General features: G+C 48.8%; 11 protein-coding genes. 5 read left to right on the forward strand and 6 right to left on the reverse strand.

The features are described 5' to 3' along the window. Nucleotides 1-241: 241 nt before the first annotated feature. Both NFR28_RS03285 and NFR28_RS03290 read right to left on the reverse strand, forming a co-directional pair. Complete coding sequence (locus NFR28_RS03285) at nt 242-1,891, reverse strand: FAD-dependent oxidoreductase (RefSeq protein ID WP_251178409.1); 1,650 nt, start codon at nt 1,889-1,891, stop codon at nt 242-244. A gap of 122 nt (nt 1,892-2,013) precedes the next feature. Then, nucleotides 2,014-3,465, reverse strand: a complete 1,452-nt coding sequence (locus tag NFR28_RS03290; RefSeq protein ID WP_251178410.1) for a helix-turn-helix transcriptional regulator — start codon at nt 3,463-3,465, stop codon at nt 2,014-2,016. 149 nt (nt 3,466-3,614) lie between these two features. On the opposite strand from NFR28_RS03290, the gene NFR28_RS03295 reads away from it, so the two are divergent. Genes NFR28_RS03295 through NFR28_RS03310 form a run of 4 tightly spaced genes read left to right on the forward strand, consistent with a single transcriptional unit; the run spans nt 3,615 to nt 9,084 of the window. Beyond that, complete coding sequence (locus tag NFR28_RS03295; protein WP_251178411.1) at nt 3,615-4,583, forward strand: 2-oxoacid:acceptor oxidoreductase family protein; 969 nt, start codon at nt 3,615-3,617, stop codon at nt 4,581-4,583. Further along, nucleotides 4,580-5,770: a transketolase C-terminal domain-containing protein gene (locus NFR28_RS03300; protein ID WP_251178412.1), complete on the forward strand. Its 1,191-nt coding sequence runs from the start codon at nt 4,580-4,582 to the stop codon at nt 5,768-5,770. The genes NFR28_RS03295 and NFR28_RS03300 overlap by 4 nt, the downstream gene beginning before the upstream one ends. Continuing rightward, nucleotides 5,770-6,687 (forward strand): thiamine pyrophosphate-dependent enzyme, encoded by a 918-nt coding sequence (locus tag NFR28_RS03305; RefSeq protein WP_251178413.1) that lies wholly within the window; start codon nt 5,770-5,772, stop codon nt 6,685-6,687. The genes NFR28_RS03300 and NFR28_RS03305 overlap by 1 nt, the downstream gene beginning before the upstream one ends. A gap of 45 nt (nt 6,688-6,732) precedes the next feature. Beyond that, on the forward strand, nt 6,733-9,084 hold the full coding sequence (locus NFR28_RS03310) for a leucine-rich repeat domain-containing protein (protein ID WP_251178414.1): 2,352 nt from the start codon (nt 6,733-6,735) through the stop codon (nt 9,082-9,084). On the opposite strand, the gene NFR28_RS03315 is transcribed toward NFR28_RS03310, so the two are convergent. Beyond that, nucleotides 9,048-9,494 (reverse strand): acyl-CoA thioesterase, encoded by a 447-nt coding sequence (locus NFR28_RS03315; protein ID WP_251178415.1) that lies wholly within the window; start codon nt 9,492-9,494, stop codon nt 9,048-9,050. The genes NFR28_RS03310 and NFR28_RS03315 overlap by 37 nt on opposite strands. A 131-nt stretch (nt 9,495-9,625) precedes the next feature. On the opposite strand from NFR28_RS03315, the gene leuS reads away from it, so the two are divergent. Further along, nucleotides 9,626-12,193 carry a leucine--tRNA ligase gene (gene leuS / locus NFR28_RS03320; protein WP_251178416.1) on the forward strand — a complete coding sequence of 856 codons (2,568 nt, stop codon included), beginning with the start codon at nt 9,626-9,628 and terminating at the stop codon, nt 12,191-12,193. Between the two features lie 109 nt (nt 12,194-12,302). Here leuS and NFR28_RS03325 read toward each other — a convergent pair whose 3' ends face one another. From NFR28_RS03325 to NFR28_RS03335, 3 genes are all read right to left on the reverse strand, one after another. Further along, nucleotides 12,303-13,103, reverse strand: a complete 801-nt coding sequence (locus NFR28_RS03325) for an SDR family NAD(P)-dependent oxidoreductase (RefSeq protein ID WP_251178417.1) — start codon at nt 13,101-13,103, stop codon at nt 12,303-12,305. 43 nt (nt 13,104-13,146) lie between these two features. Then, nucleotides 13,147-14,511, reverse strand: coding sequence for a PFL family protein (locus tag NFR28_RS03330; RefSeq protein ID WP_251178418.1), 1,365 nt, complete (start codon nt 14,509-14,511; stop codon nt 13,147-13,149). A 157-nt stretch (nt 14,512-14,668) separates the two neighbouring features. After that, on the reverse strand, nt 14,669-15,955 hold the full coding sequence (locus tag NFR28_RS03335; protein ID WP_251178419.1) for a CapA family protein: 1,287 nt from the start codon (nt 15,953-15,955) through the stop codon (nt 14,669-14,671). Nucleotides 15,956-16,026: the final 71 nt, after the last annotated feature.

The following is a 16,026-nucleotide window of genomic DNA, read 5'->3' on the forward strand; positions in this document are numbered from 1 at the left end:
AGCTGAACTTTCTCTCAGATGCGTGATCATTTACGTAGATTATTATGCGTCAATCTCTTGGATGGCGTCATTGAGTTATTTGATTTACATGGGATATATAAATTGTTGACGCATATATTGCTTGTATTGCAGAAGCAGGATTATTTGGAGAAATGACCAATAGCAGCATAAAACCTGCAGCAAGCACGGAGGGAGGAGCTTGCTGCAGGAAACGTAAAGATTGCGTGCGAGATAAAGATGTTTAGCTCTGAGAAGACTGCAGGCAATTACGCGCTGCAATTCGACCGAATACCATTCCCTCAGAAAGGTTGCCACCCGCATTGTACATATCTGACCAAATGGAGCCAAACTCACCAGCGGAATACAAATGAGGAATAGGATTTCCTTGGCGATCCATTACTTCAGCATTTGCAGAACGAACGGGGCCTCCATCGGTGTTTAAGAAATAAGGAACCATCTTCATAGCATAAAATGGCGGGTTTTCAATTTTGTTCAGCGTGTCGCTGAAGCGATAAAAGGCAAGGTCGGCACCGTTGTCGCACATCTCATTCCAGTGTGCAACGGTGGTTTCAAGCTCTCCGGCTGGAAGGCCAACGGCTTCAGCTAGTTCGCTTAGGCTTTCTGCTTTATAGCCCCAACCAGCAGCAACAGGGTCATCTTCGGTGATCTCAGACGTCGCACCTGCGTCAAAACCTGTTTGATCAAAAACGAACCACGACACTGCGGGAAGATGTTGGTGCATCCACTCGCCGCCGCGGTTGTTGTCGCCATGACGATAGCCTGAATGAATGCGAAGATCATATTCAGTCAAACCCTTATTACCAAAGCCGCCATTGTCCATATAGTAGCGACGACCGTTGAGTCCGACAATTATGCCTTCGCCGCGTGGTGTTTGCGCAGCGTTTTTAGCCACAAAGCTTTCGCCGTCAAGAGAAGCAAAGCCGTTGTAGAACCCTGCAATATTTGCCATATGCCACATATCGGCGCCTACTTCAGCGCACAAAGCAATTCCGTCACCTGTGTTGCTGATGCCAGCAAACGGATGCGCTCCATAGGCACGAATATAGTTCGCCATCATGTTGGGATTGTTTTCAAATCCGCCACAGCACATAACGACACCTTTTAATGCCTGTGCGCATACTTCTTTGCCATCGGATTCGTATATGACGCCAGTAATTTCCCCTGTTGATTGATCTTGTATGAGTCGGGTGACGGGTGTGTTGGTCTTGCGCGTAACAATATCAGGATATTGGTCAACTACATCCGAAAGGAACAAGTGTGGATGTTTGTATCCTTCTCCGCTGCTGCCCCCATTAAAGAGCATGCAGCCAACACTTGCGCGTTCTTCATCGGTATCAAGAAGCTCTGGATACTCGGGAGCTGATACGGAGGTGACTTTTGGGTCACCTGGATCCCATGGCGCATAAAAGTCTTCGGTGCCTAAGGCATTGAGCCACGGAGTATGTTCTGCCATGCCATCGGCATAGGCCTTAAGAACGTCATCAGAAACAGTTGGATTCTCGCCGCGCAAAGCCTTCATGTACTTAAAAGCTACGTCTGCATCATTGGTGGCAAGGATAGCTCCAGCAGAATACTGGGTATTGCCCCCACCAAGTTCATTGTCACTCTTTTCTAACAGTAGGCATGTTGCGCCGTCGCCTTCTGTTGCAATAGTTGCGGCGGTTGCCATGCCTGCAATACCTGCGCCCACAACGATAACGTCAAAGCTCTCATCCCAAGTAGGGTTGTTGGTTGCTGTTGATGCAAGCTGCTCTTCTTGTTGGGATGGAGATTGCTCGGGAGTACATCCAAGCAATCCAAGTGATGTGGTAACAAGCGCAGCTCCTGTTCCCAGTAAAAATTCTTTTCGCGAAAATTTCCCCTCGGCCATAGTTGATCCTTCCTCTAAAAAATGAACCGATGAGACTTTTTTAAGACAGAGAGGAATGAGGCGCGAGATTAATAATTAGCTTTTTGGAGTGATGAATTCTTAATCATCTTTAATAATGCCTGTTAAACGGGGGTGGAACTCTGTGCTTCTATGAGATTAATGACTTCTTGTTTTGAATGAACACCAAGTTTCGAATAAATGCAGCGAATGTGGTTTTGTGCAGTATAGGGAGAAATGTAGAGCTTTTCTCCAATGCTTTTTGCGGTATAGCCTAACGCAAGGTATTCAAAGATGTCGGATTCTCTTTGGGTAAGCTGGTAGTGTTTAGCAAGTTTATCAAGCGTTGCCTGTCGTTCGTTTGGGGTTGGCGCTGAGACTTGGAAGAACGTTTTGAATGAGTTGCTTCCCACAAATACGAGCAAAAACATGAGAGAGGTAATGAGGAAGAGAAGGGCGACTAAAACAAGAATAAGGATATAGACCCATTCTGAGACGGGCATTGGTCCAATGGTGTTTGAGAGCAGATTAAGGGTTCGCCAAATGATAATCGGACCAAGAACAAATACGCCAAAAGCTAAAACAGGAGAGACGGATTCTTCGTACACAATGAGCAACACTAAAAGCACCGAGACAACAAGAAGTATTGCACGTGACACTTCAATAAAGTCGAAAAATACCAGCATTGGGGCAACGCCAGTGCTTATGCCTAGCAACTGACCAACTACGGCACCCATAGAAAGACCTGCTACCAGGAAAAATGTGTCACGCGGTAAGAATATCCGATGCTGTTTATGCGACAAGAGAAGAACGGACAGGCAGAGCGCCAAGAAGGCAAAACAGATGATTTCGCGCGAACTGTTGAATACTTGCATTGTGAAAAAATCATCAGAAAAGCCTTGAAGAAGACGACTTGATACACCGCTGAAAAAGTAGATTGTAAACGGAGCTAAGTAGCGTTTTAAAAGAGAGCTTTGTGATAAATGGCCAGAAAAGCGCACTTCGGGTTGAGGTGAGTTATTAAGGCTGAAGATGTAAAGGACAAAAGAGAGCCCTTCGAGAAAGAAGGTTTCCTCGGTGGCAAAAAACTCCCATATATAAAAGTACGGCATTGTGATTATGCGAGAGATTAGCATGGCTGTAAGCATGATGCTTACGGTTGATGATAAGCCTGATCTAAAAGCGTTTTGAACAAACCAAAGCATCCAAGCAAAGAATAGGACAATAAGGGTGGCTGCATGAATGAGATAGTAGACTGAGCAAAGCAGATACTCAGCTTGTCCTGAGAGGGTAAAGATGCCATTGTTGTAGGCGAACAATTCGTTGATGATCACAACCGTGGCAAAGACAGCCATGCTTGCATGACGTTTTGTAAAATAGCTTTCAATGTGTGCATGAAAAACGGCACATATGGCAACCGAGAGAAAAAGCGAGAAGAGAAAAACGGCGGTTGCAAAAGGGGTGTCATTTTGTGGAACCCAAATAAGGCGAGTTGATAAAAATCCTTTTTGGATATATGCCCACAAAAAGCTAAAGCCAACAAGAGCAACAATTTGATACCGCGAAAGCCATCGCATAGCAACCTTCTCCCCATATTTGCTTAAATGGTTTCTTGTCTCTAGCATAAGGTTTAATAGATGCTAGATACGCTACAATTATTCTGAATATCGCACGACAGAGTAAATTAGTCAGTTTTTAATCAGGCGAAATACAGGGTGAAATGTCTATGGTTGAAGTGTTATGGCATGGTCGAGGAGGGCAAGGCGCATTTACTGCCGCTCGACTTTTAGGTGCAGCAGCATCGCTTGGTGAGGGAAAATATGCGCTGGCATTTCCTTCGTTTGGTCCAGAGCGTCGCGGCGCTCCAATGTGCGCCTTCACTAAAATGGATGATGCTCCAATAGGGGACAGAAGTGCCATGCAGCAGGCAGATTTTGTGGTGTATCTAGACGAAACGCTTCTTGGTGCCGATTGGGAACGCGAATTGAAGCCCGGTGGTATAGTGCTTGTTAATTCCGCAAAACCCACAGCTTACTTTGGGGATCAGCGCATTATTGCACTTGATGCTGATGCAATATCCACAGCGTATCTTGGGAGAGCAATTCCTAACACGGTTTTCTTGGGCGCATTGTGCGCGCTGTGCGACCGGCTTGAATCCATAGATGTGCATGCGGCAATTCGCCAGTATATGGCACCAAAATTGCACGACAAGAATATCGCGGTTGTTGACGCAGCGTGTGCTCAAGCCCGCGTAGCCGCGCAAGCTTTTGGTGAAGTAGCAACGCTTGATAACGCAGAGGCGCTCGGTGCTGATGAACCAACGCCGGAAGTTGTGTCCTCGCAGGATGAAAGCGCATCTGCCATGCATCCCCCGCGACCGCACAGTATTATTTGCACCCTGCAAGCAGGTGAACTTGATCCGCAGCAATTTGCTCATACGACCTGTTTTTCCGCAGGACATCTTGTTACCAAAAATGCTGGATGGCGAAACGAACGTCCTGTTATTAATGGCGCATTGTGCACGGGGTGCTATCAGTGCTACTTCTATTGTCCTGATGGCGCCATCTACAAGGCTGCCTCCTCTGTACCAGTAGCGGTTGACCTGGACTTTTGCAAAGGATGTGGCGTGTGTGTAAGCGTATGTAAGTTCAATGCGCTTGCCATGATTTCAGAAAGCGAGGCGAACCGCGCATGAAACAGTTTCTCTCGGGAGACGAAGCTTTTGCCGAAGGCGTGCGTCTGGCGCGTCCTCAGGTAATCTCGGCTTATCCTATTACCCCCCAAACAGTTGTTGTTGAGCGCCTTTCTGACATGGTGGAATCGGGGCAACTTCAAGCAGAATATGTACATGTGGAATCAGAGCATTCGGCGCTGTCGTGTGCAATTGGTGCAGCGGCTACCGGTGCGCGCACCTTTACGGCTACTTCCAGCCAAGGGTTGCTCTATATGGCTGAGTGCCTTACCTATGCAGCGGGCGGAAGATTTCCAATTGTTATGATGAATGCCAATCGTGCAACAGCGCTGCCTTGGAACATTTACGGTGATCAGCGCGATTCGCTTGCGCTTTTGGATCACGGTTGGATTCAAGCTTACGCAAAGGACAATCAAGAAGCACTTGATATGGCTCTTATGGCATATGCGCTTGCAGAAAACCCGCGCGTTATGACTCCGGTGATGGTCAATCTGGATGGATTTGCACTCACGCACACCTACGAAACTGTTGATGTCCCTGATCAAGCGCAGGCAGACGCATTTTTACCACCTTATGAACCCGCTGCTAATTGTTTTGATTTTGATAATCCTGTCAACATCGGTTATTCGGCAGGACCTGAATACAACAAGTACTTCAAATACTTCGAACATCATGACATGTTGTCGGCGCCAACGGTGATAGAAGAGATTGAGACGCGGTTTGCGCAGCTTTTTGGCCGCCACTATACCGGCATGCTTGAGACGACATATACCGACGATGCGGAAGTAGTGCTGGTCACGCTTGGTTCTGTCGCAGGGCTTGCTCAAAGCGTGCTTGAGCAGCTGCGCGAAGAAGGTATTCGCGCTGGTTTGGTACGTATTCGCTACATGCGTCCTTTCCCGAAAGATGAATTGACGCATGTGCTGTCACGCGCGAAAGCCGTTGGCGTACTAGAGAAAGATATTTCATTTGGCGGCGAAGGCACGGTGTTTACCAATGTAAACTCGGCGCTACTCCAGGCAGGCATGGCACTTCCGACGTGCAATTTTATTGGAGGTCTTGGTGGCGACGATATTTCGGTAACTGATCTGTGCGATATCTATCGTTCTCTTGCTCGCATGGCGTCTCAGCAAAGTGCTGGTGACCATGTGCGCTTTATTGGAATTGACAACGTAGGAGGACATGAATAATGGCGCTTAATGCTTCTACGATTTCGGATAACGAACTGTTTTTTGGCCACAAAGCATGCGCTGGGTGTGGTGGTTCGCTGGCAGTACGAGCGGCGCTTAAAGTGCTTGGTCCGAATGCGGTGTCAGCGCTTCCTGCGGGATGCATGAGTGCGGTCGGTTTTAACTTTCCGCAGCTTTCCTTTGCCAACAACTCCATGATTACGCCTTTTGCTGCTACAGCCGCGGTGTTGACTGGTATTGAAGCCGGTTTGCGTGCTCAAGGGAAAAAGCCTGATGATTGCACGGTAGTGGGTTTTGCGGGCGATGGCGGCACTGCTGATATTGGTTTACAAGCGCTCTCGGGTGCAATTGATCGTAATGATGACGTGCTCTATATTTGCTACGACAATGAAGCTTATATGAATACGGGCATTCAAAAAAGCTCTCTCACGCCGTTTGGTGCAAAAACCACTACCACCCCTGCTGGGCAGCATGTACATGGTTGCTTAACAAACAAGAAGAACTTGTTCCAGATTGTTGCAGCGCACGATATTGTTTATGCAGCTACAGCATCGGTTGGATATTTGCCGGACTTCGTGCGTAAGGTAGAACGTGCTCGTGACATGCGTGGGACGCGCTTTATACACGTAATGGCGCCTTGCCCAACAGGCTGGGGATGCGGTGTAGATGAAACAGTGGACATTGCCCGTGATATCGTGGACACTGGCCTATGGTATTTGGCGGAGTTTGAAGGCTCGGCGCTCAGTGGGGTTCCAGGTGGCGTGTTTAAGCTCGATCGCAATCCGAAAGAGTTTGCCAGCGTTGAGGCGTATCTCAAGCGACAAGGACGCTTCCGCGCACTGGATGAGCAAGAAATTGCCGAGATAGAAGCCGCACGCGATGCGGCATGGGAAACCATGCGTGCTCGGTGGTGTTAAGCCAGGGGTAGGCTTGCGGCGAAGCTAAAGAGAAAGAGGGATACTGTGTCAACGCAGCCAAAACGTTTTTTGACATCGGTGTTGCTGAGTCTTGCTTTAGGGGTTGGCGTGTTTACCGGTGCATCAGCACTTGCAGTAACTACGGCTGCTCAAGATCCAACGCCTGCTTATGCTGCTCAGGCTGGCACATGGAAGAAATCAGGAACGAGCTGGTGGTATGCTTATTCGCGTGGCGGATATGCAACTGGTTGGCAGAAGATTTCTGGGACGTGGTATTACTTTGATGCGCGCGGCTGGATGCAGGAAGGCTGGCAAAAAGTTGGTGGCGTGTGGTATTACTTGCAGCCAGGCAACGGGGGTATGTGCACCAATTGGCAAAAAGTTGGTGGCGTGTGGTACTACTTAGCGCCAAGCAGCGGTGCTATGCAAACCGGCTGGCAAAAGGTGGGTGGCGTATGGTATTACCTACTCCCAAGCAGCGGTGCCATGCAAACTGGTTGGCTAAAAGTTGGTGCTGATTGGTTCTGGCTTGCTTCGTCAGGTGCAATGGCAGAGTCTTCGTGGATTCAGTCAAGTGGTGCGTGGTACTACCTCAAATCTGGTGGATATATGGCGCAAGGTATGACAAAAATTGGTGCCAATTATTACTACCTCACACCTGGAAGCGGAGCCATGAAGAATGGATGGCAGCAGATTAATGGTTCGTGGTATTACTTCAGAAGTTCAGGCGAACGCATACATGGTTGGCTTGAGCTGTCGGGTGTTCGCTACTACTTAGAACCTGCAACGGGCAAGATGGCTGTTGGCTGGAAGACTCTTTCAAACAACAAATATTTCTTTGCTTCATCAGGTGCTATGGTGAAAAATACGTGGATTGATGGGCGTTATCTCAAGAGCAATGGCATCATGGCGCGCAACGAGATGGTGGGCAATCAATATGTTGGCGCCGATGGTCTGGTAACAAAAAAGCCGGAAACCCCTTCCACGAAACCAGGCACGTCCACTACAAAGCCAGGTACGTCTACTACGAAACCAGGTACGTCGACAACCAAACCGGGTACGACGACAAAACCAGGAACCTCAACACCATCTACTCCTTCGCAACCGTCAACTCCAAGTGACACCACAACAGCTCCTACTGCGCTTACTTACACTATTAAGACAGGGGACCAGGGGTATGGCGCCTATATTACTGGTTACAATGGTGAAGATGAAAAGGTGACCATTCCTGCTACGCTTGGAGGAGCTAACGTAGTGAGCGTGCAGCTCAACGGCGTCGGTTACACCACCATGGAGGTCACTACTTATCCAACTACCTCAAGCACCAAGCAAGAGGTCGTGACATTGTCAGGACTCAACACGCTTGACGTGAGTCAGTGCACATCATTGCGCAATTTGGATTGTTCGTTTAATAACCTCACAACTCTTGTGCTGCCAACTTCAGCTCCGCTTGAATACTTGAATTGTGCGTCAAATCGTCTTGCACAGCTTGATTTGTCGAAATACCCTACACTTCGCACGGTTGACTGCAACAATAACCGCCTTACAACACTTACGGGCAATCTTGCGTCGCTAATAAAGCTGAATTGTACAAAAAACCAGCTCACTACAGTGAATCTGGATAACTATCCTGCACTGCAAACTCTTCATTGTGCGCAAAACCAGATCTCACGTATTACGGGAACAGCGGCAAAACTCACAGAGTTGGATTGCTCGTATAATGCTTTGTCATCGCTGCCTATGACAAGCATGACTTCTTTGCAGACGCTTAATTGTAGTGACAACAATCTGACTGGATTAGACTTGACAAAGGCTTCTTCGCTCACCTCTTTAACCTGCAACAATAATGCGCTGAGCGTGCTTAATTTATCGGGCGCAACAAATCTGACTACGTTTACCTGCCAGCGTGACGCCAAAAAGGCTTCAGGCAAAGCGCAACTTGCAACATTGTCAGGCACAGCACCTTGTCTGCGTGAGATAAATGTTGCCAACCAGGCGCTTGGTACGCTTAATGTGTCAAACTATCCAGCTCTTGAGCGCTTATATGCCGCCAACAATCGTTTGACGAGCATCACTGGACAGGCTGCTTCTCTTACTTATTTGGATTGCGGCACAAATATGCTCGCATCGCTTAATTTGACAAGCTTTCCAAAGATTGAAGTGCTGATCTGTGGCTATAACTCTGGTTTGCAGCTTGACACCGCAAAGTCAGCCACAATCGCTGAGCTCTATTGCGACAACTGCAACCTCACCTATCTTGATGTGACGTCGCTCCCGGCGCTTCGGGTATTGGTAGCGGGCGACAACGATTTTTCGCCCGCGTTTGTCTCTCAGCTTCAAGTGTGGGGTCAAAAAGCAGATCATACACTTTCACTGGATTCAAGTGCTGATGCGTAAGCGTTGTACAAGTCAGGAAACGTCTTTTTGGCGTTGACTAACTTGAACGTCTCGCGCTCAACAACGCATACGGTTATATAGGCGTCCACCAGAGGTGAATCTATTCCTGGTGTCATGCCTTCGCGGTATACCTCTTGGTGATATATCGTGCGCATCGGTTGGTTTTTAACCAGAGAGGTACGTACAAAACCACGTTCTCCATAGCGCAGGGGAGCGTGGTATTTGATTTGCACTTCATGTATGGGACTCATAAAGCCAGCGCCCTCAATGCGTTCGCTGTAACAAAAGTTGAGATGGTTCAAAAAATCAATGCGTGCATCTTCAAAATACAGTAAATAATTCGCGTGATAGACCACGCCCATCATGTCGGTTTCGCCATAGCGAACAGTAATAGGTGTCTCAACGAACATACTTTGACTCCTTTGGTGGTGCGAAGGTGCAGCTGGCACGATTTTTTTTCGGCGTGTGCGTGCACGATGTTTCGCAATTACTATAATATGAGCATTCTGAATTTGACACCTGGGAAAAGAGAGCTTTCATTATGAAACCCTACAATCCGCATGAAATTGAACCGCGCCTGCAGCAGGCGTGGGCTGAACAAGATCTGTATAAGGTTGACGAACAATCAACCAAGCCCAAAAAGTACGTGCTTGAGATGTTCCCCTATCCATCAGGTGATATTCATATGGGACATGTCAGCAACTATACCTATGGTGATGTGATTGCACGCTATAGTCGTATGCAAGGGTTTAACGTTTTGCATCCCATGGGCTGGGATGCGTTTGGTCTGCCGGCTGAAAATGCTGCCATTAAGCATCATTCGCACCCAGCGGTATGGACCTATCAAAATATTGATACGCAAATGGCAAGCTTCAAGCGCATGGGCTTTAGCTATGACTGGGATCGTACTGTTGTGACATGCAATCCGGATTATTATCGCTGGGGTCAGTGGATCTTTTTGAAGATGTGGGAGCGCGGTTTAGTTGAGCGCCGCAATAGCCCGGTAAATTGGTGCCCTGATTGCGCCACTGTTTTGGCTAATGAGCAGGTCATTGAGGGACGCTGTTGGAGATGCAACTCCGAGGTTGAAAAGCGCGATCTGACGCAATGGTATTTAAAGATTACCGATTATGCGCAGGAATTGCTTGATGATCTGGATCAACTGGAAGGCTGGCCTGAGCGCGTAAAGCAACAGCAGGCAAATTGGATTGGTCGCTCAGAGGGCGCCGAGGTTGATTTTGAGCTGGTGCCGCGTGAGGACGAGGAAGCTACAGATATTCCTGAACTTATCACGGTATTTACAACGCGAGCCGATACGCTTTTTGGTTGCAGTTTCTTTGTTCTCGCACCAGAATATGCCGGTTTGCATGATCTGGTTGCAGGAACCGAGTACGAGCAACCCGTTATGGAGCTTGTAGAATCTGCCAAAAAGATCTCTGCGCTCGAGCGCGCCCAAGGCGATCACGAAAAGCACGGCGTGTTTACCGGAAGATATGTCATTAATCCTATCAATGGTGAGCGTGTGCCTATTTGGGTTGCTGACTATGTTATTGCTGATTATGGTACGGGTGCTGTTATGGCGGTTCCGTGCGGCGACCAGCGTGACTTTGAGTTTGCGCGCAAATACGATTTGCCCATCATTCCTATCATTTTGCCCGAGGATGATCCGCTCTATCCGCAGTTAAAGGATGAAGAGTCGCGCGTAGTGACGTCGGTTGATTGGCCGGAAGCCTACCATGCTGAGGGCTATCTTGTGCAATCAGGTCCTTACACGGGTTTGGTAGGAGGAAAGCATTCGCCTGGTGAAGAGGCAGTGGTAAAAACGCTTGAGGAAACAGGTCGCGGTCGTCGCAGTGTGCAGTTCCGCCTGCGCGATTGGCTGATTAGCCGTCAGCGTTATTGGGGCAATCCCATCCCGGCAATTCATTGTGAGCACTGCGGTGTTGTGCCTGTTCCTGCTGATCAGTTGCCAGTTTTGCTTCCGGAGGACATTGATTTGGCGGCGGGCGAAACGCTTGCCACCCATGAGGCGTTCGCTGATACAACTTGCCCGGTGTGTGGCAAGCCCGCAAAGCGCGAAACTGATACGATGGATACTTTTACGTGTTCAAGCTGGTATTACATGCGTTATACCGATCCGCACAATGAAGAATTACCCTTTGATCCGGCGAAGGCAAATAAATGGATGCCGGTTGATCAGTATATTGGCGGTATCGAGCATGCCATTTTGCATCTGCTTTACAGTCGCTTCTTTACTAAGGTGCTGCGTGATGAAGGGATGCTTGCATTTGATGAGCCGTTTGAGAATCTGCTTTGCCAAGGTATGGTGCTAGATGCTCATGGCGAAGTGATGAGCAAATCTAAGGGTAATGTGGTTTCTCCTGAGGAAATGATTGCTGGTTATGGCGCAGATGCGGTACGCGCAGCAATGCTCTTTATGGGGCCGCCCGACAAAGAGAAGCTTTGGAACGAAGATGGCCTTGCTGGCATGTATAAGTTCCTCAATAGGGTGTGGCGCCAAGTGTTTGACCTCGTAGGAGATGCGGGCGAAGAGACGCTATACCAGGAAGGCGCTACGCCTGAGCAGGCGCAAGCCTCGCTTGATGCGCTGGTCCGTGAACGCCATCGCGTAGTTGGTAAGGTTGTTGATGACTTCGCGCGCAATAACTTCAACACCGCTATTGCGGCCATTATGGAGTTGTCTAATGCAGTTGGTGATTATGTACGTCGCTGTTCAGCATCTGAGCGTCAGGCTTCGGAATTCTCGCGCACCTTTGATCGTGAGGTAGCAGAGGTGCTCGTAAAGCTTATGGCGCCAATTGCACCGCACTGGGCAGACGAGTTGTGGCAAACAGCGCTTGGGCATACGGAATCAGTTCACACCCAACCATGGCCAACGTATGATCCTGAGTTGGCAAAAGCAGACGAAGTTGAACTTGCTGTACAAGTTAATGGTAAGGTAAAGGCGCGTATTACCGTTGCCGCGGATGCCGACAATGACGTGGTTGAGGCTGCTGCTCGCGAAGCGGTGGCTGCTGACCTTGAAGGTAAAGATGTTAAGAAGGTTGTTGTTGTGCCCGGACGCCTGGTTAATATCGTGGCAAAATAGCTTCAAAGGCGCTTAAGCATTCAAAGTGCTTGGGCTCCCTTAAAGATAAAGCCCGCCCAGATCATTCCATCTGGGCGGGCTTTTGCATGCTTTAAGCCAAGGGTTGAGCTTACGGGCGCTGACCCATGCCGCCTTCGAGCGTGAGAGTTTCGCCACTCATGAACTTAAAGTCAGGGTTGGCAAGTTGCACAACGACTCGGCCGATCTCGGCTTCAACGTCGCCATAGTGGCCCATAGGAGGCATGTGCACATTGGCCTCAAAGGCATCAGGATACTGCTCTTGGAAGTTTTCCAACGCAGCTGTCCATGCAAGAGGACAAACGACGTTGACGTTGATGCCATCTGGGCCCCATTCGGTTGCCGCTACGCGTGACATACCACGGATTCCTTCTTTGGCTGCCGCATAAGCGCACTGTCCATAGTTGCCGAAAAGGCCAGCACCTGAAGCGAAGTTGATAACAGAACCTTGCGTCTTTTTAAGGTGCGGGTAGCATGCTTGCATGTAATAGAACGTTGCATAAAGACCTGAGTAAATGGCAAGGTCAAATTGGTCGGTTGTGTGATCGGCAAGCGTAACACCTGAAGCAGAGGCTTGTGCGTTGTTGACAAGCACGTCAATGCGACCAAATTTTTCAACAGCGCTATCAATGACATGCTGAACTATTGCCTTATTATCTGCTCCAGCATTAACGTCAGCTTGAACGCAGAGCACTTCAATGCCATATTCGCGCTCAAGTTCTTCTTTAGCGCCTTCAAGTTTAGCCACATTGCGACCTGTGATAACAAGGTTTGCGCCTTCTTTTGCATAGGCGATAGCAATGCCATATCCAATGGCACCAGGAGATCCGTCTTTAAGCTTGGCCAAGCCAGCTCCGGTGATGATTGCGGTTTTACCTGTTAGAAATCCCATGTCAGCTCCTTTACTGTGAGGGGTATGTTGGTGGTGGTAAGGGCTAATTCTTAAGCGAATTAAGCGGCGCTGGAATCTTGCCGCCGCGATGCGCGAAAACGGTTCCAGCGAAGGGATTGACGGGCATGACAGGTGCATATCCTAAAAGGCCACCAAAATCTAATTGTTCGCCAACTCCCTTACCAATAGCAGGGATGATGCGCACAGCGGTAGTCTTGTTGTTGATCATACCAATGGCGCATTCATCAGCAATAATGCCAAAAATGGCTTCAACTGAGGTATCGCCTGGAACTGCAATCATGTCAAGACCCACGGAACAAACGCACGTCATAGCTTCAAGCTTTTCAATGGAAAGCGCGCCATCTTCAGCTGCGCGAATCATGCCAGCATCTTCAGACACCGGAATAAAAGCACCTGAAAGACCGCCGACTGAAGAAGAAGCCATAACGCCACCTTTTTTAACGGCGTCATTGAGCATTGCTAAAGCAGCGGTGGTACCTGGACCTCCGCATTGGCCCACACCAATGGCTTCAAGAATTTCGGCTACTGAATCTCCTTCGGCGGGAGTAGGGGCAAGAGAGAGATCTAAGATGCCTTGCTGGTAGCCCAGGCGTGTTGACGCTTCGCGTGCCATTAATTCGCCTGCGCGCGTGATCTTAAAAGCGGTTGCTTTGATTGCCTCAGCCACAGTGGTCAGGTCTGCATCTTTGGGTAAATCAGCTAAGACAGCTCGTACAACACCCGGGCCTGATACGCCGACATTGATGACTTCGTCAGCTTCGCCTGAGCCATGGAAAGCGCCTGCCATAAAGGGGTTGTCTTCTACAGCATTGCAGAAAACAACAAGTTTACCTGCGCCAATGCATTGTCTATCGGCTGTAGCTTCGGCTGTTTGCTTGATAATATGAGCCATCTTGAGCACGGCATCCATGTTGATGCCCGCACGTGTGGAACCAACGTTAACTGAAGAGCAAACGTTGTCAGTAACCGAAAGAGCATGCGGAATGGAGTTCATGAGCTTAAGATCAGCAGCGGTTGCGCCTTTGTGCACCAGTGCTGAAAAACCGCCAACAAAATCAACGCCTACTTCTTTGCCAGCTTTGTCCATGGCAACCGCTATCGGTGTGAGGTCTTCGGCTTCGCAAGCTGCGCAAATCTCAGCAATAGGAGTAACCGAGATACGTTTGTTGACAATCGGAATGCCAAATTCGCGCTCAAGCTGTTCAGCGGTGGGAACAAGTTTTTCGGCAGCCGATGTCATGCGGTCATACACTTTGCGAGCCATCACGTTGATGTCGGCATCAGTGCAACTGCGTAGGTTTAGGCCTAAGGTAATGGTACGGATATCAAGGTGCTGTTTGCTTACCATGGCTAATGTTTCAGCAATTTCAGCAGGCGTAATCTGCATGTGAACTCCTCATGACGTGCGAATACAAAAATGACACTCAAATTCAAAAGATTATAACGCGTCATTATAAGGGGTGATTTGGGTCAGCATGACGAAAATCGGTTATCAGTTAGGTAGGCAAGGACAGATATATTTGCCAAAGCCTTGCTATGGATGGTTAATCGGTAATAGTAAAGCTGCCACCACGGCTGTTGATGATCTCAGCTGTGGTGTCGTGCATCCAGGTGAGGGGGTCTTCCAGCTCGCCAAGCTTTTCATGAGCAAACGCAAGCTCATTAGTGTAGTCATCAAGAGGGTAGACAGCATAAGCGCCCTCTTGCGTATGGTTGATAAGCGGCGTCCATTCCACGTTTTGCACGGTTATCTCGCCATCGTCACCGCGAACAAAATCCAAACTGAGCATTCCTTCAAGTTCGTTGAGTGGGGCAGGTGCATCATGGTGTGAGATGAAATTTCCGAGCGAATAAGCCACCAGTGTCCAATGACCAGATTCGCTTTGCATCCACTCAAGCGGTCCGATTACGTGCGGATGAGACCCCAAAACCACATCAACTTCAAGTTCGGTGAGCAGGTTGGCATAGTAGAGCTGATCTTCATCAGGCTCGGTTTGGTTTTCAGTGCCCCAATGCATTGCAACTAATATCACATCAGCAACTTCATGAGCGCGAGCTACATCTGAGCGGATGCGTTCTTCATCTATGAAATTCACCGCATAAGCGGGTAGATCTGTTTGCTCAAAGCCATTTACTCCATAGGTGTAATCAAGCAGTGCGAAGGTTATGTCATTGCAGGTAACAGTGGCTATTTCGTCGGCTTCAGCCTGAGAGGACGCCGTACCGGTAAAGGTGACAGGTTGGGCGTTCCATACTGTGCGACTATGTTCAACTGCGCCATAATTTCCCCAGTCATAGGAGTGGTTTGTTGCGGAGGCAACCAGGTCAAATCCTGTTTCTACAAGGGCATCTGCCATGGAGTCAGTCGTATTAAACGAAGGCCAACCACGCGGACCAATTTCATCACCACCCAGATGAGTCTCTTCTTTGACGTAAGCAAGATCAGCAGCTTCAATGCGTGGCTTAAGTGGTGCATAAAGCGGAGCATAGTCATAGGCACCATCGCCCACTTCACCATCACATGCGTCAGCATATTCGGCTATGGTAATGTCGGGCAGATTGTCTCCAACTGCTACAAATGACACGCGTCCTGAAGTTCCAGCTAGTTCGGTATTTTGGTTCTTTTCGGTTGGGTTGGATGAGCTATCAGTTTGATCGAGTGAACCTGGTGCACTGATAAACGTAATAAGCGCAACTAAGATCACTACGCCACCTATAAGAGCTGCAACTCGGCCCCAAGGAGTGGTGCTGGTATGCGTTTGAGCGCTGTAGCCCAAGGCGTCTTTGCGCGGTGTCGGCTTTTTGGCAGTATGTGGTCTTTGGCTCTCCATGATTTTTAGTATACCCGTAGACTTGCGCAAATAGGTTGTTCTTGTGGAAAAGGAGCATGAGGATAGCATTA

This window comes from Adlercreutzia agrestimuris (assembly GCF_943193125.1).
Lineage (GTDB): Bacteria > Actinomycetota > Coriobacteriia > Coriobacteriales > Eggerthellaceae > Xiamenia > Xiamenia agrestimuris.